Below are 21,237 nucleotides of genomic sequence, written 5' to 3'. Positions count from 1 at the left end.
GTTTTGCGCACCTAAAAAATTCGAGACACTCCGAGTTCTGCATCGTCAATTACTTCTTTCTAGCCACGAGCACGCCATCACGGGTAGGGTTAATAAAAGCATCAAATGCCGCATCATTAAAAATCATTTGATTATGCTTGATGATGGCCTTTGTCGATCCGCTTATGGCACTAGAATCATTTTGTGCAGTTACATGCCCGCTCCACAAAACATTATCAGCAATATACAAGCCACCCGGACGTATTCTGTCTTTAGCCATTTGCCAAATTTCCGGATAAGCTTCCTTATCCACATCGTTATAGCAAATATCAAACATACCTTCGGTTGATAAAAAAACATCTTGCGCCATTCCAACTTGGAAATTAAGGCGCTGCCACAAACCGGTGCTTGCTAAATATTTCTCCGCCGCGACTCGATTGTTTGGATTACTATCGCTGCAAGTCACCTGCCCCTCAGCACCTACCGCTTTGGCAAACCAATAAGCCGAATAACCATAACCACTGCCGAATTCAAAAACACGCTTTGCTTGGATCATTTCAGCCTGCATTGCTAAAAAAACCCCAACTAAACGATTCACAATCGGAAAATTCTGCTGTTTTGCAAACGCTTCCATTTCAAGTAAGACAGGATCATCCGTAAGTGACGCCAAAGTACGCATATAACTTTCAATATCAGGGCGCACGATATGAGAAGCAATATCTATTTGATTTTTCTCTTTTTTCATACAATCCTCCTTATTTCAGCTCTATATTAATCCTTTGTTTTTCTGGCTATCAAAACACATTCTTCCCCAGATTGCTTGTCTAGTATAAATACAATACGTGCAAGCAATTGGAACCAAAACCCTCGAAAAATATCACGATAGCTAATCGACTGTGACAGTTTCGTAACAGAATTTGGAACTGCAGAACTGTTTTGGCCGATACCAAAAGCAGTAATCGGTACTGTCCATGATTTTTGACACTGAAATCCAGATTTTTGCATTAATCGCATCAAAGTTCTCGAATTAAACAAATGAAGATGCCTTGGCGGCTCCAATCCTCGCCAATCCGCACGGAATTTCCGATGACCATAACTATCCGTATTGGGCGTAAGCAATATGATCAAACCATCATGCTTTAACAATCTCAGACAAGATATTAATAAGGCAGCCGGATCATGTACATGCTCAATGACATGACTCATCAGAATCACGTCATATTGCTCAGAAATATTTAAACTTTCGAGCGGCCCCAAATGAACAGATATTCCTAGGTTACGGGTTACGAATTCGTAGGCAGCCGGATCGATTTCTTGACCGGTCACTTTCCATCCCAGATTACGCAGTCTATTTAATCGCTTACCATTTCCACACCCAATTTCCAGCAGATTGCCCTGTACTACCTCATCAAGATACATGTGTTTGTATCGTTGGCGCTCCTTATATAGGCCCAATAAGCTGAGTCGATGCAATACTGTGCGTAATATCTTTAACCAACCGGTTAGGCGCGTATCATTTGCATCATGTGTATAATAATTTTGATAAGCCTTGCCTATATCGTCCACATGTGGTCTTGGGTCGAGCCAAATATGACCGCAATTTATTGCGGTACACTTCTTAAAATCCCATTTACCAGGCGCGCCAAACAGATGATCAACACAATCACGGTAAATGATCGCTCCGCTTTCTCCGCATAAATAACAGACAATATTGGTTTCGGTGGCAATAGGATACATATCGTTTTGCATACCCATGCAGCGGCTCAAAAACTATCCGATGAATCTCTTTGCGTTGCGTATATCAAGAAATGAAATCATTGCTTTCTCCAATGCATGATTATTGCGGTCATCATCAATAAAAATAAGAGCACTTTACTAAAAACCAGGAGGGTCTCGGCAAGACCTGCTACTAACATATAGCTTATCAAACCAACACCCAATATCGTGAAGTTATTTTTTTCAAAGGTACGATACCAACTCCAGAATAAAAAGATTAAGGCCGATATACCCAACAACCCCAGATGCATACCGATCTCAATCCAATCATTATGATAATGCGCAGTCCCTTGAAATTTCGGCAAATCTTGGTAGCGACCCTCTTTATAGCTTTTAATGGTCTTCTCAAAGTATCCTGCCGCCACACCCGTTCCATGCCCTAATAAGGGTTTCTCAGCGATACCGTGCAACCCCACATCCCACATTGCTATGCGGTAGCCAAGACTGGAATCATAATGACCTTGCTGCATCCATTCAAAATCTTTTTTGATTTGTATCCAACGCTCCTGAAATACTTTACTACTCGAGGCAAAAATGCCGACAACAACCAATAACGACAACAAGATTGCCACCAACCTCAAGCGCTGCGTCCTGTAATAACAAAAAAACATAACCACCGTTGCTACTACAGCAGCACAGAGAAAAACCCTGCTATTCTGATGAAATTGGAGCAACAATATGGCGAGCGCCAGAACCCACAGTGAAGCTTGCACAAGAAGGGATCGATTCATGTACGAAATACCTATCAAGGTCACAAAACCTACCCCAAGTATCGCCGAAAAGCTCAAATATGACATCGACAATAGCGGTACACCTTGTATACCCAAAGCAATCGACTGATACGTTCCCAAAATCAGAACAGCCGCATAGCCGAACAGCAACCCCGCCAACGCCCAAAATAATCGTTCCCGATTCAGAAGCGAATAGTATGGAACAAAAATCAACAACTTGAAATATTTCAACCACTTCATGCGATTATCTTCAAATTGTTCGCCCCATGACAAGCCTAATACCAACAATAAGCATAATAGCAAAAGTGCTTGGACCAGCGGCTCTTGGATAGTCTGATGAAAACGAAGCAAGCCACCGTCAACTATCCAAGCAACCACCAATAAAGGAAAAAATATTAGACCAAGTGCGCTATTCCAAAGCCCTAGACCAACCAAAACCAATGTTGATCGAATCAATATTTCTTGCCAGTTAGAATGAATGTACATAAGACTCATTGAGTTTTTGTATAAAAAGGCCTTATGCGGGAAGAAATTCAATCGCATCAGGGTGAATAGCTATAGATTCCATAACGCTTTTATAGTAAAAATTACTAAAGGCGCACTGATGTATTCGACCAGATCGATTTGAGTCATAACGGTTTGTAAAATACATCATACTGACAAATTTGGATAAAACAATGCAATCAAGTTGTTCTGAACTGAAATATACAGCAAAGAAGAAACGGACGTGACGGAATCGCTTTCTATTTGAAATTGATAGCAGCAACTCTCAATATGCCATACGACAATACTTTGATTTGAATTGAAAAGCCTTACCTCAAATTCGGCCGTCACGTGGTTTTGTAGTTGCAACTCATCCTAGCAAGTACAGTCATCCGTGCTAGATCTGGTACAACGTCATTTCAAAGCGAAAAATATCAAACAATTATGGATTGTGAATGTGACTTGCATTCCCTCTGTCCAGGATAATTTTGAAAGAAAATTAATGGAGTAAAATCAAATCGCGAGAAACCACAGTTTCTCACATAGACTGGAATGCTCTGGACTCAATAAAAAAGTGTCCGCTAGAAATGGAAGAAGTAACACAAAAGACTACACAACCTTACAATGAATTAATTCAGCATCCCCTAATTCAATTAACCCACTCTCGCAGCTTAAGTTTATTGAGACGAACGAATCCTCTCAACAGTATTTGCCATACCCATGGAACCCCTTCAAGTATCCAAACTGCGGAAATACGCTTATCGGCACGCGATTTACCTCTCAGCATTAAACGAAAAAGGCTAAATAAATTAACAGGAGCGCTGTGTACTTGCAAACACGATAGCTGCGGTGGTGGCAATGGCGTCAACCAATAAATACTTCCTCCGCGCTGCATAACCACATTCAAGTTATCAACCAATTCGGGCGACAAATCCAGAAATAAGTGTTGATTAGAAATCAACAAAACATTTTCTCTCGCATCGGGATAACGAAGAAAATAGCGTGCGCGATTACGCGCAACCAGTGCTTGAAAGTCCTCTCCACGACCAAATGAAGCGCCGCTTTTATGATAAATATAACAATCTGCATGGATACCTAAGCGCCAACCTTGTTCGATCAAACGGCGCCCCAGATCAATATCTTCGTAATATCCACGACCAAATTGCTGATCGAATCCCCCCATCGAGATAAAAAGCTCACGCCGAACCAAGAAACCGTAGCCTTGAAAACGGTGAGTCATAATATAACCGCCCGATTGGCGCTGATACCGACTAGGATGATAGCGGAAAAAAGAATCGTGTATTGGGCTAACAACCGCAAGCTTTTCATCTTGTTGTAGCGCGCTGCATAGCGTCGGCAGAAAATTTTCTCGTAATTCGGTATCTGAATTAAGTACCAACACCAAATCGGCATCGGAGCGTGCAACTGCTTCGTTGACCGACTGACCATACCCTAGATTTTTCACAGCATGGTGCACATGTACTTGCGCGTAGGTCAATCTATCCAGCATCTCCCGCGTTTCCATATTGGAGGCATCGTCTTGAATCCATACTTTATGAATGGATTGACCCAGATGCGCGATCACCGAATCAATGCAGCGTTTTACTATATCGGGAGAGTTATAAACAGGAATAACAACATCGACAGACAATAAACTTGCCTTATCCATAACCAATTACATCAACTTCTTTCAAAAACTACGCAAGTCTCACCCCAATTTCTGGTTGACACTTGCTTTACTTTCAACCCAGCTTGCTGCATGAGTGCGAGCGCTTCATTACGTTCATTTTCAGTGCCTAGCTCTACAATAATCGATTTCAATGCAGGATTCTTCAAAGTGATTGCCGCACCTTTCAAAATAGCAATCTCCAATCCATCTACATCAATTTTGATGTAATTCGGACAAGGAAACTTCCATCGACCACACAAATCATCCAGCGTTACACCAAATATACCTTGCGTATATGCCGTAGGCACCTTCATATTTTCTAGATCTTCAGCGCCAAACTGCGATCGATTACCACCCGGAATAAACTTTGGAACGAATAATTTTGAGAATTTACTTTGTCCAGAGACAGACACACAATAGGATAAAATATTCTTATCCAAGCCATTGGAAAATATATTCTTATTAAGTGCATAATAGTTATTGCTCTGCGGTTCGAAAGCATAAACCCGAATCTTGTCACCATATTTCTTTGCCGGATACAAAGAATACTGTCCAATGTTCGCACCAATATCAAAATAACAAGAATCGGGTTCAAAATTATCTAACCAATCCAATGTATCGGGTTCTTTAATCGAATAGGTTCTTGCGCGATTCAAAGTACGCAAGTGATCTACCGAGATCAAAATAGACTGATCTCTGACTGGAATCTTTATAAAACCTCCATTGAGCTTATACGCAACCACAACCAATTCATTAATGATCTCTTTAATTGACACGATATTTTTATTTTAGGTAACCTATGTTGACATACGGAAACCTTTGCAAAGATCTCTACTGATCAACCCCATAAAAGTAGGACAACATCATTTCGTTGACGTTTCAAGCAGCTTCACAAAGCGCGAAAGAACATTGCCATCTGGAACATCGAGCATCTCTTTCAAAAAACGTTGCCGATTCTCTTCTACATAAAATGAATCTAGTCCTCGCGTCAAAAAACCATTGATCCTTTCATACACATCATCGCGACACTTCAGCTCAGTCTCCGGCATGTAGTAGGCTACCGCAGATCGTCCTGCAATCAGATAGTCCGCCGCTAATACTGGTTTTTTGGCACGGACAGATTCGAAAACCACGGATGTCGCCAAATCGATAACCACATCCGACCAATTCATCAAATGCACAGAATGTGTATTATCATCAGCAATCCGAACATTGCGTAATTTACGAATGGTATTATTTGTAGTCAATGACTGCTTCCAGCCACTACGCGTATGCGGTTTGATAATCAGTTCTACTTCCGGAAATTCTGCAATCATCTGCACCACTTCTTCCACTTCTTCCCAGAAGGTTGTGAAATTAGCTTTCCTCAAAAATATAACAACCTTAAGTCGACTGTTTGAACGCACCAATGGTGATGGCGGCATTAGGCCGGAAAGAACGCTTAACCATTCCTCACAGTACCTCGGCGAACCAAGTACAGCAATCTTATTTTCAGATAGAAAAGGGCGAAAACGTATCGCGCACAATTCATTAGGCACTACCAGTTTGTCAAAAATCGCTGCAGTAGAAAACAAAGCGTCCGGTCCTACCTGCCTTTCGCCTCTCCGGATTAATTGACTTGCATGCGGGCTATCGCCATGGGGTAATGAAACAACGCTAAATCCTTTGTCTTTCGCCATTGCAACAACAACCTCTACCCACTCTACGCAAATCACTGAATTTCTTTCAATCCAGTCAAAAGCGACTACACCTTGATTACTCCCGGCAAAACAGCGCTCCAGCAAAAAATTCGCTGTATATCGCCATAACGGTTCACGTTTCTTTTCATCAAAGCGCTCTGCCAATGCGGCAACCAAATTTCCAATAATTTTTACGCGTCGGACGTTCCGCGTCAGCAATAACATTTGCAAACGCCATTTAATGTAATGCAACCATGAAAACAGCTCTCGCATATGCGCCACACGGACGCCTTTTAGTTGACTCAAAAATTGCACACGAAAATCGCGCCGAAATTTTGCAGAACCAATTAACACCACATCACATTGATGACCAGACTGAATCCATTTGTAAATAACCGGTGTAATATGATCAATGTCATTGTAGTGACGGAGAAAAAAAAGAGCTTTCATGGCTGCATAGAAGTGACTATCAATTTATTTAAATTAAAATATGCCAGACCCAAGAAAGAAGAAAAGTTTTTTCCCGGGTCACTCTGGCTTGCCCCAATAAAAACATCCAATAAGAGTTCAAACCGCGTTATTTTACCTTTGCGAATGTGGAAACACCAGCAAACCATCACCTTTTGCTTTAACTGCTTTAACTCCAGCAAAACACTAAGCATTGGAAGACCATACTATTACCGAATTACTGATCTCCCGGAACAATTCTTCGCAAAACAATTTCGAAGCGAAGCGACATAAAACAAAGGCAAACAGATTTTCAACAGCCTACCAAAAACTTAAGCCAATCACTGATCTGATAGACTATTACCCGATGACTCCTAAAACCATTCTTTAGAATCTGATAAGAAAAAGGTTTATGAATAATCGCCTTGTTTCAAAATTATTTCCATTTCTTCTTATAAAACAGGAATTTTTACACTCAAAACATGACTATACACCTGTTCTTTATGCGCATAGCAGTTTAAGTTTTGCTGATAACTTGGTATAGTATTTTGTCTGTCCCAAAAAAGTTATTTGAACAACTCAGGTAGCAGCATGATGCCATGCATATTTCTGAACAATAATTGATTTTGTAATAAAGGATTAAGCAAATGCAAATTCACGTATATGATACCTACGTTAAAGCCAAAGACGGCCACACTATGCATTTTGATGTTTTTACGTCCATAAAGGATGATAAAAAAGCTGTTGAATATGCAAAACAATGGCTTACTTCAATCGGTGAAAATGAAGCAGTCGTCACTAGTAAAGAATGCAGTTTCTGCCACAGTCAGGGCGCACCTGACCATGTAGTTGATGAAATCAATAAAAGCGGATTTTATATTTATAAAATGGAAGGATGCCAATAAAAACGAAACAGTATCAATTTTAACTGTCTGGCATATTGCTGATGGGCATTGGGCAATTGCTTGACATCCTGATAATTTTTAAGGTTTCTTCAAAAAATGAAATTAAAGTATACAAAATTACTACTATTTAGCATGTTTCTACTTCCTCTGTTTAGTAATGTTGCACATGCTACGGAACCGAAAATGATTGGTGAGCATGGTGATTGGGTAGCTTACACTTTTATGGAGAATGGCAATAAAATTTGCTATATGGTTAGCCAACCTAAGAAAACTTCTGGAAATTATTCGAAAAGAGGAGATGTGTTTGCATTAATTACACATCGTCCATCAGAAAAAAGCAAAAATGTGTTTAGTTATGTATCGGGCTATACCTATAAAACAGGTAGTGAGGCCTCAGCTACTGCAAATAATCTGACTTTCCAGCTTTTTACTCAGGATGACTCAGCATGGGCGCGCGATCAAGCGACTGACGATAAAATCGTAGATGCGATCAAACGAGGTAACTCCTTAGTTGTGAAAGGTGTTTCTTCTCGTGGCACTAGCACCGCTGATACCTTTGGTTTGAGCGGTTCTTCAGCGGCTTATAAAGCGATATCCTCAGAATGTGGCATCAAATAAAATATCATGCCGATAATTAGTGCAATTCTGTTTATGCCTATAAACATAAACTTTAAACATCACAATGAATGAACGATAAAATAAAGATTTACCAGAAACCTACTTGCAGTAAGTGTAGAGCTACGCTGTCCATTCTGGCAGAGAGCGGAGAAGAATTTGATTCGGTGAATTATTATGAGACACCTTTGACGATTGGCGAACTAAAAGAGCTAATTGCTAAATTGCGTGTAACCGCACGAGATATTTTGCGTAAAGACGAATCATCTGCCAGTCAATTAGCAAACGCTTCCGATGAAGAACTCATGCAAGCGATGATTGATAATCCAGATTTAATGCAGCGCCCTATCGTAGTACGCGGTGATCAAGCTAAAATATGCCGTCCACCTGAAAATGTTTTCGATTTATTGAATAAAAGATAATAATTCTCAATTTAAAAAGCCACTCAAGATAAAAGTTCTTGCATGGCTTTTTTGAGTGCTCATTTATAAATATAAAATCTACACAATCTATTTATTTGTTTGCTTCGTCGCTATTTTCCACCTCTTCTGCGACAACATTGGTTTGAGCAGAACTTGATACCGATTCTTTTAGGGCTTGCGTACGAGTCGATAACTTTTCGCGAATACGTGCGGATTTTCCTGATCGATCTCTAAGATAGTACAGTTTAGCGCGACGCACTTCACCACGGCGCTTAATTTCAATGCTCGCAATTAATGGTGAGTATGCCTGGAAAGTTCTCTCTACGCCTTCACCGCTTGAAATTTTGCGAACAATAAAAGACGAATTCAATCCTCGGTTACGTTTTGCAATGACTACGCCTTCATAAGCCTGCACGCGCTTGCGGTCTCCTTCCACAACGTTAACGTTAACGACAACCGTATCCCCTGGCGAAAAATCAGGTATGTCTTTGTTAAGCCGTTTAATTTCTTCAGCTTCTAATTGATCAATAAGATTCATGATTTGTTTTGCTCCATTTTTCAGATTGCCGATTTTACCTTGTTTTGTGTAATTGTTTATATTCTTCTAGAAGTTTTTGTTCCTCGACTGTCATGCCATGCGAAATTTTTGTTTCAAGTAAATCTGGCCGCCTAGACCAAGTTCTTCCGAGTGATTGCTGCAAACGCCAACGTTGGATATGCGCATGATTCCCTGAGATTAGTACTTCAGGAACGTGCTCTCCTCTATATATTTCCGGTCGAGTATAGTGAGGATAATCCAATAGTCCATTAACAAAAGAATCTTGGTTTGCTGATTCAGAATCTCCTAATACACCAGGAATTTGTCTAACAATTGCATCAATAAGTACCATTGCAGCAATTTCCCCTCCCGAAAGCACATAATCACCAATCGAGATTTCTCTATCCACTTGCCGTACAATGAAACGCTCATCAACGCCTTCGTATCTTCCACACACAAAAATCAATCCACTACCGAGACTCAATTCTTTAACCATTGCATGCGTGAGCTTTTTTCCTTGCGGTGACAAGTAAACAACTTCCGGATGTATAATTCCAAGTTCATGTTGTCTCGATTTGGCTTGCATAATGGCCTCTTCCAGAGGTTCAGCCATCATCACCATTCCAGGTCCGCCACCGTAGGGACTATCATCGATAGTACGGTGACTATTATTGCTAAAGTCGCGTGGATTCCATGTTATCAATTCAAAAATACGATTCTTCCAAGCCCTCCCTGTTATGCCATACTGAGTAACAGCATTAAGCATTTCCGGAAATAATGTCAAAACATCGCACGCAAAAGGCTTCATCTATTTCACTAAAAATCCGACTCCCAATCAACAATTACCCTTGATTTCTCCAGATCTACTTGAATAATGGTCTGTTTGATGAAAGGAATGAGAACCTCTTTAGAATTCCCCATGGAGTCATTTTGTACGCGCAATACATCATTTGCACCGGTTTCAAACAACCCAATAATTTTACCCAAATAATGGGATTTTAAATTGATGACACGCTTACCAACCAAGTCCGACCAGTAGTAACTACCTTGCTCATCTGGCAAAACAGGCAAATAGCTACGTGGCACCGCAACTTGTAATCCTTTTAATTGAAAGGCTTGCTCACGGTCAGAATATTCTGCTAACCGGACATTTAAATTATCACCGTTAACATGACCCGTCACGAGTTCCGTTTTATGCCAATTTGCAGATTCTTCTGCACCCAACCACCATGATGAATACTGCAGCAATCCATCAATACACTCCGTGTATGGGTGAACCTTAATCCACCCACGAGTCCCGAAGGGCCCTAAGATGTGCCCCATCACAATCATACGCGAGATATTTTCTTATTCGCGATAGCAACTCAGCAATAACAAAACTAACTATTTGCAGCTTTCTGAGTATTAACCGTAAATTGTTTAACCAGGCGATTTGCAGTTGGCGATAGCTGGGCGCCTTGAGATTGCCAGTACGAAATACGATCCAATTGAACGCGCAAAGGCTCCTCCCCTCCAACAGCTCTAGGATTATAAAATCCAACGCGCTCAATAAATCTTCCATCACGAGGATAACGCGAATCCGCAACAACCATATTGAAGAATGGGCGTTTTTTGGCACCACCCCTTGCTAATCTAATAATAACCATTTTTATCTGTAAGCCCCTGACTGCAGGTATAAAAAGAAGAACCGCTAATTTTACAGTAATTTTGGTTCATCTGACAAGAAACAAAATGCATTGAGAATGCTACCATTAGGCTTGCGGTTTGCTTTTCCTTTACAAGTTAAGTAAAAATGATTAAGCATAAATCACGAAAAAATACATTGCATTCCAGGGTATATTTTATATAAAGAGAAATTAATATTTTGCCATCCCGTTCTTCATCTACTAATTTTAAGAAAATTATCGCTCACGAGGCAAATCAGTGTGTGTCTTGTGGCTTATGTTTGCCAGCCTGCCCAACCTATCGACTGCTGAAATCCGAAGCCGATTCTCCACGTGGTCGTATCGCACTTATGCAAGGTGCAGTAACGGGAAAAATTTCTATGAATGCACGATTTATCGAACACATGGATCGTTGTTTGACGTGCCGAGCCTGTGAAGCCATTTGTCCAAATCATGTCTCGTATGGTCGATTAATCGATCAAACTCGGGCTTTATTGCTAGAGCAACCGCAACCAATCAAGAAAACAAGCCAATCCAGATTAAAACACCTTTTACAAAAAACATTGCTTACGCAACCGAATCGATTAGAAAAACTGCGTCGCTTGTACTATCTTATACAAACAAGCGGTTTTTGGAAGTGGATTCATTCGTTTGATCAACTGAAGGCAAATCCATTGATAAAATTACTTGCCAGCCTTCCAATTACGAAGTTTCCATATGCAAGCACAAGCGAAACGAAGGCATCATTTTTTATTAACCATACATGGAAAGAAACTTATTCGGCCAATAAAAACAAACGCGGAGAAGTCGCTTTGTTTCTCGGTTGTGTAGCCAGATTAACTGATACTGCAACCTTAAATGCGAGCATTTACGTATTAAATCGTTTAGGGTATACCGTCCATGTGCCTCAAAAGCAAACTTGCTGCGGTGCCTTGTATCAACATAGCGGTCATGTAAAAGAAGTATCATTATTAAATAAGCAAAACAAAATCGCATTTGAGTCACACCATGTCGATGCAATTATTACCACAGCCTCAGGTTGTGGCGCGCAATTAGCAGAACACGGTTTATTCGATGAAAATCATTCGATCATGGATATTAGTCAATTTCTAACTACTGCGTCTGGATGGGAACAGGTTGATATTGCGCCGTTATCCGATAAAATTGTCGTTCATGATCCCTGTACGTTACGTAACGTATTACAAGGACAATCTTACCCTTATGCGCTCATGTCGCGCATTCCTAATGCTCAGGTGATTGCTTTGGAGAATAATGATCAATGTTGCGGTGCAGCTGGAACTTATTTTTTAGATCAATCCGATATAGCCAATGCTTTGCTTACACATAAGTTACATGATTTGGTAACACATGATGCAAAATATTTGGTAACTTCAAATGTCGGCTGTTCAATGCACATTACTCAGGGATTGTGGGGTAAAAATATTCCGGTAGAAGTATTGCACCCAGTAACGCTACTCGCCCGGCAAATGGGGCTGACAAACTGACTGAGGGTAGCGCTCACCGACAAGCTTTTGCTACACCGATAAGATATCTTTGTTGAAAAATTTTAACGCTCGTGGTACATGTCCATTATAATAAATCCATTATCTCGTCTATCTAACACTGTGATTATGATCAATTTTGACAAACTCATTATCGGTTTTGATTCTGCTTTACGTACGCTGCTGGTACCAGCACAAACGATTCGCAAAACACCAGGAAGCGATAGCTTCGAAAATGAGCTAACCAATACCGAAAAAGAACTATCAACCGCACTTATGCGTGTGAATCATGTTGGTGAAGTATGTGCACAAGCCTTGTATCAAGGTCAAAGCCTAACGGCACGCAATGAAGAAGTACAGAAAACGTTGATGAAAGCTGCGCGTGAAGAAACTGAGCATCTAGCTTGGACTGAACAACGAATCAATGAATTGGGCGGTCGAAAAAGCTTCTTAAATCCGCTCTGGTATGGTGGATCCTTTGCAATCGGATGCGTCGCTGGGTTATTAGGTGACAAGTGGAATTTAGGGTTTCTTGCAGAAACCGAGCGCCAAGTTGAGGAACATTTATCGGGTCATTTACAAAGACTGCCAGTGAATGATGAAAAGAGCCGCGCGATCGTGATGCAAATGAAAATTGACGAGGCTAGTCATGCAACTATGGCATTGTCACACGGCGGCGCCGAACTGCCCATACCTATAAAAGCAGCTATGAAATTTAGCTCTAAAATAATGACTCAGACAGCTTACTGGGTCTAAGTGACGATTGAGTCATTATTTAGTCTAATTCTCAAGAAGTGATTTAAAATATTGGACAAGTTTTATGGAAAACATTAACTTAACAAATCATTTCTTAATGGCAATGCCAACTATGAAAGATTCGGTTTTTTCGAAAACCCTAACATATATTTGTGAACATAATGATTATGGTGCGTTAGGAATTGTAATTAACCGCCCAACCGATTTGAATCTAATGAGCTTATTTAAACAATTGGGTATTCCACAATTGGACGAACCTGTTAACGAATTGACGCCGATACTTTTTGGTGGGCCAGTACAAATGGATTGCGGTTTCGTATTGCATCATCCAATTGGCAAATGGCAATCTACTTTGGTAGTAAACAAAGAAATTGGCTTAACTACTTCTTTAGATATCATGAAAGCAATAGCCAGCGATCAAGGTCCTGAAAAAACATTGGTCGCATTAGGCTATGCCGGATGGTCTCCAGGGCAAATTGAATCCGAATTAAGCCAAAATACATGGTTGACAGTACCAGCTTCACAGGAAATCATATTCAATCTAGCTTCTGAAGAGAAATTTACTGCAGCTATGCAATCATTAGGAATTCGAGATGCAAATCTTTCTCATGAAGTCGGGCATGCATAATCGATAAAAACAAAACCTAATGATCGAAGAATCATTCGGTTATGCTTTGTCGGTTAAAATGAAAAATGAGTTTACAGCAATTACCCGAAGGTACTATTTTAGCTTTTGATTTTGGTAAAAAACGTATTGGTGTAGCAGTTGGCAATACCCTTACAACATTGGCGCAGCCTCTAAAAACCATACACCACGAAACTAATGTACAACGTTTTTTGGCTATCGAGAAAATGATTCAAACATGGCAACCGGTATTATTAGTGGTTGGACTACCCACGCATATCGATGGCACTCCCCATGAAATGACTAACTTAAGTCGACGTTTTGCACAGCGCCTTCATGGACGCTTCAACATTCCGACGGTTCTCGTGGATGAGCGATATACTAGCCAAACTGCCGCAATTGCACTGCGTGAAGCAGTCACAACAATAAAAAAACAAAAAGCAATTTTAGATCAAGTGGCTGCACAACAAATATTACAATCATTTTTTGATGAAAATAAACATGCAATTACCTGATGCTGAAGAACTTTTTGAAAGTTTAGCAAAAAAAATATACTCTACGGGAATCCAAGGTATTGCGTTAGTAGGCATACATACAGGCGGTGTGTGGTTGGCACAACGTTTGCATGAAGAATTGAACATACAGCATCCGCTGGGCATGTTAGATGTATCTTTTTATCGGGATGATTTTGATAAAAGAGGGTTACACGCGCAAGTAAAGCCTTCCGAAATACCATTCGATGTGGAAAAATCGAACATCCTTCTGATTGACGATGTGCTTTATACCGGACGCACTATCCGTGCCGCGATTAACGAATTATTCGATTATGGCCGTCCTGGCTGTATCAGTCTTGTCGCATTAGTCGACCGGGGTGGAAGGCAGTTACCGATTACCCCACAATATGTGGGTACCGAATTAAAAATACCCGACAATCAAATGTTGGAGTTGCAACGCGATGAGAATGATAAGCTCAGTTTAAAAATATACGATAAAGCTTCTAACCATGAATAGCAGGAACCCCCAGCTCAATGAAAATGGTACGTTACGACATTTATTAACTACAGAGGGCTTGCCAGTTTCTGTTCTGTTACATATTTTAGATACGGCGGAATCATTCGTCGGAGTTACCGAACGAGATGTAAAAAAAATACCTTTATTACGCGGAAAATCGATTTTTAATCTTTTTTTTGAACCAAGTACACGCACGCGCACAACTTTTGAGATTGCCGCCAAGCGATTATCTGCCGACGTTATTAATCTCAATATTGCAGTTTCCTCGGAATCCAAAGGAGAGACGCTACTTGATACCGTCAATAATCTATCGGCTATGAATGCAGATATGTTTGTCGTGCGGCACGCTCAGAGTGGCGCAGCTCATTTGATTGCAAAGCACGTACGATCAGATATTCGCGTAATCAATGCCGGCGATGGTAGCCATGCGCATCCAACACAAGCTTTGTTAGACATGTTCACTATCCGTCGCTATAAGCGAGAGTTTCGCAATTTGCGCGTGGCCATTATCGGTGATATTTTGCACTCAAGGGTAGCGCGCTCGCAAATCCATGCTTTAACAACACTTGGTGTTCCGGAAGTACGCGTAATTGCACCTAAAACCCTCTTACCAAAAATGGTTGAGCGCCTCGGTGTACACGTTTACCATACGATGGAAAGGGGATTGAAAGATATTGATGTATTGATGATGCTAAGGCTGCAAAACGAGCGCATGACAGGTGCTAACTTACCAAGTTTTGAAGAATATTTTAAATATTATGGATTAACACCTGAAAAATTATCATTAGCTCGGCAGGATGCCATTGTGATGCACCCCGGACCAATGAATCGAGGTGTAGAGATAGATTCTGCAGTCGCTGACGGAAAACAGTCGGTAATTTTGCCACAAGTTACTTTTGGTATCGCTGTTCGTATGGCAGTAATGTCAATTCTTGCCGGTAATCAGGCATAAAACCGTAATGAGAATTCATATCAAAAACGGTCGAATGATAGATCCAAAACAAGGCATTGATACCATTCAAGACATTTTTATTGCCAAGGGAAAAATTATCGCAACTGGAACAGCGCCCAGTGAATTTCAGGCGAATCGAATCATTGATGCGCAATCGCTAGTGGTATGTCCTGGGTTAGTTGATTTATCAGTTAGATTACGTGAACCAGGACTGGAATATAAGGCCACGTTAGAATCTGAAATGGCTGCAGCCGTCGCTGGTGGAATCACCAGCTTCGCATGTCCACCCGATACCGATCCACCATTGGATGAGCCGGGCTTAGTTGAAATGCTCAAACACCGCGCGCGCAATCTCAACCAAGCTCATGTATATCCGGTGGGTGCTTTAACGCAAGGACTCAAAGGTGAGCGATTGACCGAAATGGCCGAATTATTTGATGCTGGTTGTGTAGTTTTTGGTCAACCGAATAGTTTGTTATCCAATTTACGTATCCTCATGCAAGCCATGCGTTATGCATCCACTTTTGATTTTTCTGTATGGCTGCGCCCACAAGAAATCAGCTTAACGCATCACGGTGTAGCACATGACGGAGAGGTGGCAACACGATTAGGCTTACCTACGATTCCTGTATGCTCAGAAACCATCGCTATCTCGAATATCATATTATTAATGAAAGAAACTGGCGTTAAAGTGCACTTATGCCGCATTTCAAGCATCGAGAGCCTGTCAATGATTCGTGATGCAAAACAACGAGGTTTGCCGATAACTTGTGACGTCTCCATTAATCACCTGCACTTATCGGATATGGATATTGGCTTCTTTGATTCAAATTGTCATTTGATGCCTCCTTTGCGTAGTTTTAGCGATCGCGATGCGCTACGACATGGCTTATTAGATGGAACCATTGACGCTGTTTGTTCAGACCATGCTCCCGTAGACGAAGATGCAAAATTGTTACCCTTCGGTCAAGCCGAAATAGGAGCAACAGGTGTAGAACTGTTATTGTCGCTCGTCCTAAAATGGGGATTAGAAATGCGCTTACCGCTCCTAAAAACATTAAGCAAAATTACTCATGATTCGGCACAAATACTAGGCATCAATGCAGGAAATTTATCTACCGGTAACGCTGCTGATATCTGTATTTTTGATCCCAATGACTATTGGAAAGTGACATCAAGTTCCATACTAAGTCAGGGAAAGAATACACCCTTCTTAGGTATGGAGCTGCCCGGAAAAACCAGGTATACCTTGGTAAATGGTCATATTGTTTATGAAAAACAGAATTAACTTTTATTTTTGGATACGCTAACATCATGTCAAATCCGCTACTTGATTTTTCGGGCTTACCTCGCTTTGCCGATTTCCGAGCCGAACAGGTTACAACGGCTATCGATATATTATTAAAAGAAAACCGTGCGTTGCTTGAACAAGCTCGAAGTAGCCAACAACCTGCCACTTGGCAAAATTTTGTTCAACCAATGGTAGATGCAAACGAGCGTCTTTCTCGCGCTTGGGGGCAAGTGTCGCATCTCAATGCGGTCATGAATAGCCCGCAATTACGGGAAGTTTATAACCAAAATTTACCATTGATCACACAATTCTATGCCGAGCTATCTCAGGATTTAGTACTATTCGAGAAATTCAAGCAATTACGGAAAAGCAGGGAATTTGAGACATTATCGACCGCACGAAAAAGAATCATTGATAATGAATTACGCGATTTTCGCTTGGGTGGAGCGGAACTGGCTGCAGATAAAAAGCAGCGCTTCCTAGAAATTCAAGAGGCGTTGTCGAAGTTATCTTCAAATTTCAGCGACAATTTATTAGATGCAACCAACGCCTTTGCCTTATATGTAGAGAATGAAGAAACTGTAAAAGGCATTCCAAATGATGTGCTGCAAACGGCCCAGGAACAGGCAAAAGCTGATGCTAAAGCAGGCTGGAAATTTACCTTACATATGCCTTCATACCTTCCGGTCATGCAATATGCAAATAATCGTGATTTACGTGAAAAGATGTATCGTGCTTATGTTACACGCGCTAGTGAATTAGCGCGCATAACAGAGGCTGATCTCGATAACATGCCAATCATCAATAACATCTTGAAATTACGTCAAGAAGCAGCAGAGCTGTTAGGGTATGACAATTATGCTGAAGTCTCTTTAGCAACCAAAATGGCCACTTCGCCGCAACAGGTTTTAGATTTTTTGAAGGAGCTGGCTGACAAAGCAAAACCCCATGCTGATAAGGACTTACAAGAATTACGAGAATTTGCCAAAAAACAACTTCATTTACCCAATCTAGAAGCTTGGGATTTAGCTTATGTAAGTGAAAAACTGCGTGAAGCACGCTACGCATTCTCCGATCAAGAGGTGAAACAATACTTTCCTGAAAACAAAGTACTTACGGGTATGTTCAAGCTGGTGGAGAGTCTTTATGGTATTCGTATCACGCAAGCTCCCGCCACGAGTAACGTTCAGTGCTGGCATCCAGATGTAAAGTTTTTTAACATCCATGACGCAAGCGGTCAACTGATCGGGCAATTTTATCTCGACTTATATGCACGTCCCAGTAAACGTGGTGGGGCCTGGATGGATGATGCGATTACCCGGCGACATGTCGAGGATAAATCAGGTGGTGGATCGTCTATACAAATCCCCGTTGTTTATCTGACATGCAATTTCTCTGCACCAGTAACCATCAATCATCGCTCGCGTCCGGCTTTATTTACACATGATGAAGTAATCGTATTGTTTCATGAATTTGGTCATGGATTACATCACTTATTAACACAAGTGGAAGACTTAAGTGTATCCGGAATCAATGGCGTGGAATGGGATGCCGTTGAATTACCCAGCCAGTTTATGGAAAATTTCTGTTGGGAATGGAATGTAGTTAGTGGCATGACGCAACATGTCGATAGTGGAGAATCATTGCCACGCTCGTTATTCGATAAAATGCTTACAGCAAAAAATTTTCAAAGTGGTATGCAAATGCTACGACAAATTGAGTTTGCATTATTTGATATGCACATTCATTATGACTTTAAACTAGACGCTGGAAAAACCGTATTACAATTACTGGATGAAGTACGACGAGATGTTGCAGTAATAATTCCTCCAGATTTTAATCGCTTCCCCAACAGTTTCGCACATATTTTTTCAGGTGGTTATGCTGCGGGATACTATAGCTACAAATGGGCTGAAGTATTATCAGCTGACGTATATAGCCTGTTTGAGGAGACAGCTATCGATGGTGTCGTCAATACCGAAACAGGAGCAAAGTTCGCAAAAGAAATTCTTGCAGTTGGGGGAAGTCGTTCAGCATTAGAATCTTTTATTGCATTTCGTGGGCGCGAGCCGGAATTAGATGCATTGCTCCGTCACAATGGCATTGCTGTGTCTTGATAAATGCTTGTTATCATCGTTTATGTAACAGAAATTATTGAACCAATCGCACAAATATGGCAAGATCGCTCGGAATTTTAACCAAAATCAAGAAATCAAATATGACTATCCACACACATTTCAGAGCAGTGATTCTGATCACCGCAAGTCTTCTTCTAATTGGATGCGCTTCAACAAAAACGCCACCAGCAGACCCGGGAGATCCTTATGAATCTATGAATCGTGCTATTTTTAATTTTAATGAAAAATTTGACAAGCACGTTTTTGAACCGGCTGCGCGAGGTTACCGGTGGATAGTGCCTGACCCCATCGAAATGTTGGCAAGCAATTTCTTCTCTAACTTGAATGATGTGGTTGTGTTAACGAATTCAATCCTGCAACTCAATTATCAAAGTGCTGCGGCAACAGGTGCTCGGATTTTTGTGAATACTACTTTTGGCCTGTTCGGATTAATCGATATAGCCAGTGATATTACTGCAGCAAGCGATGTTAATCTAAATAAACGAAATGAAGACTTTGGTCAAACACTTGGTCATTATGGTGTTGGACATGGCCCTTATTTGGTATTGCCATTTTTAGGACCAAGCTCGTTACGTGATGGCTTCGGATTAGCAGTTGATACTCTTCTTTTCGATCCAGTCACTCAAGGCGTTACCAATGTATTTTTGCATCACGTCGACTATATTAATAAGGCTTCCGTACGTATGCCAATTGCTGCAGCACGCACTATCGGTATACGTGCACAAATGCTAGACACAAAGAAAACTATCGATGAAGCTGCTTTAGATCCCTATGAATTTATGCGGGATGCCTATATGCAACGAAGAGAAAGCTTAGTTAACAATAAAGATGTTGTCGATGAAATGCATTGGAATCGTTTTCAATAATCTTTCTATGATTTGTCTTGATCTGTGAACAATACTCCTGTAGTCATTGTAGGAAGTGGGTTAGCCGGGTACGCTACAGCTCGGGAGCTGCGTAAACTAAATGCAACTATCCCCATAACTATGCTGGCGGCAGATCGTTGCGGTTTCTATTCTAAACCTATGTTATCGAATGCATTGTCAACAGGTAAGGATCCGGCATCATTACTGAACGGGAATGCTGAACAAATGCGTTCGCAACTCAAGATTGATATCCGTCCTAATCACAGGGTAGTGTCGATTGATACTACTCGAAATGTTATTCAATTAACTAACGAAGAAGAGGTTTCTTATAGTCAATTAGTATTGGCAATTGGTGCTGATCAAATTCGTCTGCCAATGCAAGGTAACGCGGTTGGAAAAATTTATACCGTCAATAATCTGGATGAATATCAAGTTTTCCATACCGCTTTATCAGGAAAGAAATGTGTATGCATCATTGGTGCCGGATTGATTGGTTGCGAATTTGCAAATGATTTAGTTACTGCTGGTTATCGTGTTCATGTCATCGATATCAGTTTAGAGCCACTCGGTAGGTTACTGCCCCCCAAAGCAGGCGCCTTCTTTCGGCACAAATTAGAAGCAGCTGGTGTAATATTTCATTTAGATACTTGCGTTCTTTCCGTAGATCAAATTGAACAGACAATTCGAGTAACATTAGAAAATGGAGAAGAAATTGAATCAGATTTAGTATTATCTGCCATTGGGTTGAAAGCACAGACACAGCTAGCCGAAGCAGCCGGACTTCCTGTTAATCGTGGTATTGTCGTGAATCGTTTATTACAAACAAAAATAGACAATATCTATGCCTTAGGTGATTGCGCAGAAGTTGCAGGTAAATTCTTACCGTTTGTTATGCCGATCACACACGCAGCAAGAGCATTGTCGGCGACATTATCAGGAAATCCGACACCTGTTTGTTATCCTGCCATGCCGATACACGTAAAAACGCCATCTTGTGCAACAGTTATTTGGCCGCCTGATCCTGATAGATCTGGTGAATGGCATATTGAAGTCAGCGAGAATGGCGTTAGAGCGCTCTTTATTAGCGAGATGGACGAATTGTTGGGATTTGCATTACTCGGAACTGCTACAACTGAGAAAAGCGCGCTTACACCTCGCTTACCTGCGGTATTGAGTTAGCTTCGTTAA

The 21,237-nt window shown here is 41.0% G+C and carries 23 protein-coding genes; 13 read left to right on the top strand and 10 right to left on the bottom strand.

Annotated elements, in window-relative coordinates; translation table 11 throughout:
- Window positions 1-49 precede the first annotated feature (49 nt).
- The 6 genes from W03_RS02200 to W03_RS02175 form a co-directional block, all read right to left on the bottom strand.
- A complete protein-coding gene (locus W03_RS02200; protein ID WP_244070975.1) occupies window positions 50-724 on the bottom strand; it encodes an O-methyltransferase in 675 nt (224 codons plus the stop codon).
- A 26-nt stretch (window positions 725-750) separates the two neighbouring features.
- Window positions 751-1,728, bottom strand: a complete 978-nt coding sequence (locus tag W03_RS02195) for a class I SAM-dependent methyltransferase (RefSeq protein ID WP_244070973.1) — start codon at window positions 1,726-1,728, stop codon at window positions 751-753.
- Window positions 1,729-1,793: 65 nt separating this feature from the next.
- The gene (locus tag W03_RS02190) at window positions 1,794-2,972 is read right to left on the bottom strand and encodes an O-antigen ligase (protein ID WP_244070971.1); all 1,179 of its coding nucleotides are present in this window, start codon (window positions 2,970-2,972) and stop codon (window positions 1,794-1,796) included.
- A 646-nt stretch (window positions 2,973-3,618) separates the two neighbouring features.
- A complete protein-coding gene (locus W03_RS02185) occupies window positions 3,619-4,638 on the bottom strand; it encodes a glycosyltransferase family 2 protein (protein WP_244070968.1) in 1,020 nt (339 codons plus the stop codon).
- Between the two features lie 11 nt (window positions 4,639-4,649).
- Complete coding sequence (locus W03_RS02180; RefSeq protein ID WP_244070966.1) at window positions 4,650-5,414, bottom strand: FkbM family methyltransferase; 765 nt, start codon at window positions 5,412-5,414, stop codon at window positions 4,650-4,652.
- A gap of 87 nt (window positions 5,415-5,501) precedes the next feature.
- Entirely contained in the window at window positions 5,502-6,767 is a 1,266-nt protein-coding gene (locus W03_RS02175; protein ID WP_244070964.1) for a hypothetical protein, read from the bottom strand.
- 644 nt (window positions 6,768-7,411) lie between these two features.
- Here W03_RS02175 and W03_RS02170 point away from each other — a divergent pair.
- The 3 genes from W03_RS02170 (at window position 7,412) to arsC (ending at window position 8,706) form a co-directional block, all read left to right on the top strand.
- Entirely contained in the window at window positions 7,412-7,669 is a 258-nt protein-coding gene (locus W03_RS02170) for a DUF2024 family protein (protein ID WP_244070962.1), read from the top strand.
- Between the two features lie 96 nt (window positions 7,670-7,765).
- The gene (locus W03_RS02165; RefSeq protein WP_244070960.1) at window positions 7,766-8,287 is read left to right on the top strand and encodes an invasion associated locus B family protein; all 522 of its coding nucleotides are present in this window, start codon (window positions 7,766-7,768) and stop codon (window positions 8,285-8,287) included.
- 68 nt (window positions 8,288-8,355) lie between these two features.
- Complete coding sequence (arsC, locus tag W03_RS02160) at window positions 8,356-8,706, top strand: arsenate reductase (glutaredoxin) (protein WP_244070958.1); 351 nt, start codon at window positions 8,356-8,358, stop codon at window positions 8,704-8,706.
- Window positions 8,707-8,797: 91 nt separating this feature from the next.
- Here arsC and rplS read toward each other — a convergent pair whose 3' ends face one another.
- From rplS to rpsP, 4 genes are read right to left on the bottom strand one after another with little or no spacing between them, the layout of a single operon-like run.
- Window positions 8,798-9,244, bottom strand: coding sequence for a 50S ribosomal protein L19 (rplS, locus tag W03_RS02155; protein WP_279599987.1), 447 nt, complete (start codon window positions 9,242-9,244; stop codon window positions 8,798-8,800).
- A gap of 34 nt (window positions 9,245-9,278) precedes the next feature.
- Window positions 9,279-10,052, bottom strand: coding sequence for a tRNA (guanosine(37)-N1)-methyltransferase TrmD (trmD, locus tag W03_RS02150; protein ID WP_244070956.1), 774 nt, complete (start codon window positions 10,050-10,052; stop codon window positions 9,279-9,281).
- An 8-nt stretch (window positions 10,053-10,060) separates the two neighbouring features.
- Window positions 10,061-10,567: a ribosome maturation factor RimM gene (gene rimM / locus W03_RS02145; RefSeq protein WP_244070954.1), complete on the bottom strand. Its 507-nt coding sequence runs from the start codon at window positions 10,565-10,567 to the stop codon at window positions 10,061-10,063.
- 56 nt (window positions 10,568-10,623) lie between these two features.
- Complete coding sequence (rpsP, locus tag W03_RS02140; RefSeq protein ID WP_244070952.1) at window positions 10,624-10,890, bottom strand: 30S ribosomal protein S16; 267 nt, start codon at window positions 10,888-10,890, stop codon at window positions 10,624-10,626.
- A gap of 218 nt (window positions 10,891-11,108) precedes the next feature.
- On the opposite strand from rpsP, the gene W03_RS02135 reads away from it, so the two are divergent.
- From W03_RS02135 to W03_RS02090, 10 genes are all read left to right on the top strand, one after another.
- Window positions 11,109-12,413: a (Fe-S)-binding protein gene (locus tag W03_RS02135; protein ID WP_279599986.1), complete on the top strand. Its 1,305-nt coding sequence runs from the start codon at window positions 11,109-11,111 to the stop codon at window positions 12,411-12,413.
- Between the two features lie 126 nt (window positions 12,414-12,539).
- The gene (coq7, locus tag W03_RS02130; protein ID WP_244070948.1) at window positions 12,540-13,166 is read left to right on the top strand and encodes a 2-polyprenyl-3-methyl-6-methoxy-1,4-benzoquinone monooxygenase; all 627 of its coding nucleotides are present in this window, start codon (window positions 12,540-12,542) and stop codon (window positions 13,164-13,166) included.
- A 64-nt stretch (window positions 13,167-13,230) separates the two neighbouring features.
- The gene (locus W03_RS02125; RefSeq protein ID WP_244070947.1) at window positions 13,231-13,794 is read left to right on the top strand and encodes a YqgE/AlgH family protein; all 564 of its coding nucleotides are present in this window, start codon (window positions 13,231-13,233) and stop codon (window positions 13,792-13,794) included.
- 65 nt (window positions 13,795-13,859) lie between these two features.
- Window positions 13,860-14,306 carry a Holliday junction resolvase RuvX gene (gene ruvX / locus W03_RS02120; RefSeq protein WP_244070944.1) on the top strand — a complete coding sequence of 149 codons (447 nt, stop codon included), beginning with the start codon at window positions 13,860-13,862 and terminating at the stop codon, window positions 14,304-14,306.
- Window positions 14,293-14,802 (top strand): bifunctional pyr operon transcriptional regulator/uracil phosphoribosyltransferase PyrR, encoded by a 510-nt coding sequence (gene pyrR, locus W03_RS02115; protein WP_244070942.1) that lies wholly within the window; start codon window positions 14,293-14,295, stop codon window positions 14,800-14,802. Before ruvX ends, pyrR begins: the two co-directional genes overlap by 14 nt.
- The gene (locus tag W03_RS02110) at window positions 14,795-15,754 is read left to right on the top strand and encodes an aspartate carbamoyltransferase catalytic subunit (protein ID WP_244070940.1); all 960 of its coding nucleotides are present in this window, start codon (window positions 14,795-14,797) and stop codon (window positions 15,752-15,754) included. Before pyrR ends, W03_RS02110 begins: the two co-directional genes overlap by 8 nt.
- 7 nt (window positions 15,755-15,761) lie before the next feature.
- Complete coding sequence (locus tag W03_RS02105) at window positions 15,762-17,042, top strand: dihydroorotase (protein ID WP_244070938.1); 1,281 nt, start codon at window positions 15,762-15,764, stop codon at window positions 17,040-17,042.
- A gap of 26 nt (window positions 17,043-17,068) precedes the next feature.
- Complete coding sequence (locus W03_RS02100; RefSeq protein WP_244070936.1) at window positions 17,069-19,162, top strand: M3 family metallopeptidase; 2,094 nt, start codon at window positions 17,069-17,071, stop codon at window positions 19,160-19,162.
- A gap of 101 nt (window positions 19,163-19,263) precedes the next feature.
- Window positions 19,264-20,049: a VacJ family lipoprotein gene (locus W03_RS02095; RefSeq protein ID WP_244070934.1), complete on the top strand. Its 786-nt coding sequence runs from the start codon at window positions 19,264-19,266 to the stop codon at window positions 20,047-20,049.
- A gap of 24 nt (window positions 20,050-20,073) precedes the next feature.
- On the top strand, window positions 20,074-21,228 hold the full coding sequence (locus W03_RS02090) for an NAD(P)/FAD-dependent oxidoreductase (protein WP_244070931.1): 1,155 nt from the start codon (window positions 20,074-20,076) through the stop codon (window positions 21,226-21,228).
- The last annotated feature ends 9 nt before the right edge of the window (window positions 21,229-21,237 follow it).

The organism is Nitrosomonas sp. PY1, from assembly GCF_022836435.1.
Lineage (GTDB): Bacteria > Pseudomonadota > Gammaproteobacteria > Burkholderiales > Nitrosomonadaceae > Nitrosomonas.
This window is presented reverse-complemented; position numbering and strand designations above follow the sequence as displayed.

Coding starts and splice junctions, on each gene's coding strand:
- W03_RS02200 (WP_244070975.1), bottom strand. CDS start 724: ATGAAAAAAGAGAAAAATCAAATAGATATTGCTTCTCATATCGTGCGC.
- W03_RS02195 (WP_244070973.1), bottom strand. CDS start 1,728: ATGCAAAACGATATGTATCCTATTGCCACCGAAACCAATATTGTCTGT.
- W03_RS02190 (WP_244070971.1), bottom strand. CDS start 2,972: ATGTACATTCATTCTAACTGGCAAGAAATATTGATTCGATCAACATTG.
- W03_RS02185 (WP_244070968.1), bottom strand. CDS start 4,638: ATGGATAAGGCAAGTTTATTGTCTGTCGATGTTGTTATTCCTGTTTAT.
- W03_RS02175 (WP_244070964.1), bottom strand. CDS start 6,767: ATGAAAGCTCTTTTTTTTCTCCGTCACTACAATGACATTGATCATATT.
- W03_RS02170 (WP_244070962.1), top strand. CDS start 7,412: ATGCAAATTCACGTATATGATACCTACGTTAAAGCCAAAGACGGCCAC.
- W03_RS02165 (WP_244070960.1), top strand. CDS start 7,766: ATGAAATTAAAGTATACAAAATTACTACTATTTAGCATGTTTCTACTT.
- arsC (WP_244070958.1), top strand. CDS start 8,356: ATGAACGATAAAATAAAGATTTACCAGAAACCTACTTGCAGTAAGTGT.
- rplS (WP_279599987.1), bottom strand. CDS start 9,244: ATGAATCTTATTGATCAATTAGAAGCTGAAGAAATTAAACGGCTTAAC.
- trmD (WP_244070956.1), bottom strand. CDS start 10,052: ATGAAGCCTTTTGCGTGCGATGTTTTGACATTATTTCCGGAAATGCTT.
- rimM (WP_244070954.1), bottom strand. CDS start 10,567: ATGGGGCACATCTTAGGGCCCTTCGGGACTCGTGGGTGGATTAAGGTT.
- rpsP (WP_244070952.1), bottom strand. CDS start 10,890: ATGGTTATTATTAGATTAGCAAGGGGTGGTGCCAAAAAACGCCCATTC.
- coq7 (WP_244070948.1), top strand. CDS start 12,540: ATGATCAATTTTGACAAACTCATTATCGGTTTTGATTCTGCTTTACGT.
- W03_RS02125 (WP_244070947.1), top strand. CDS start 13,231: ATGGAAAACATTAACTTAACAAATCATTTCTTAATGGCAATGCCAACT.
- ruvX (WP_244070944.1), top strand. CDS start 13,860: ATGAGTTTACAGCAATTACCCGAAGGTACTATTTTAGCTTTTGATTTT.
- pyrR (WP_244070942.1), top strand. CDS start 14,293: ATGCAATTACCTGATGCTGAAGAACTTTTTGAAAGTTTAGCAAAAAAA.
- W03_RS02110 (WP_244070940.1), top strand. CDS start 14,795: ATGAATAGCAGGAACCCCCAGCTCAATGAAAATGGTACGTTACGACAT.
- W03_RS02105 (WP_244070938.1), top strand. CDS start 15,762: ATGAGAATTCATATCAAAAACGGTCGAATGATAGATCCAAAACAAGGC.
- W03_RS02100 (WP_244070936.1), top strand. CDS start 17,069: ATGTCAAATCCGCTACTTGATTTTTCGGGCTTACCTCGCTTTGCCGAT.
- W03_RS02095 (WP_244070934.1), top strand. CDS start 19,264: ATGACTATCCACACACATTTCAGAGCAGTGATTCTGATCACCGCAAGT.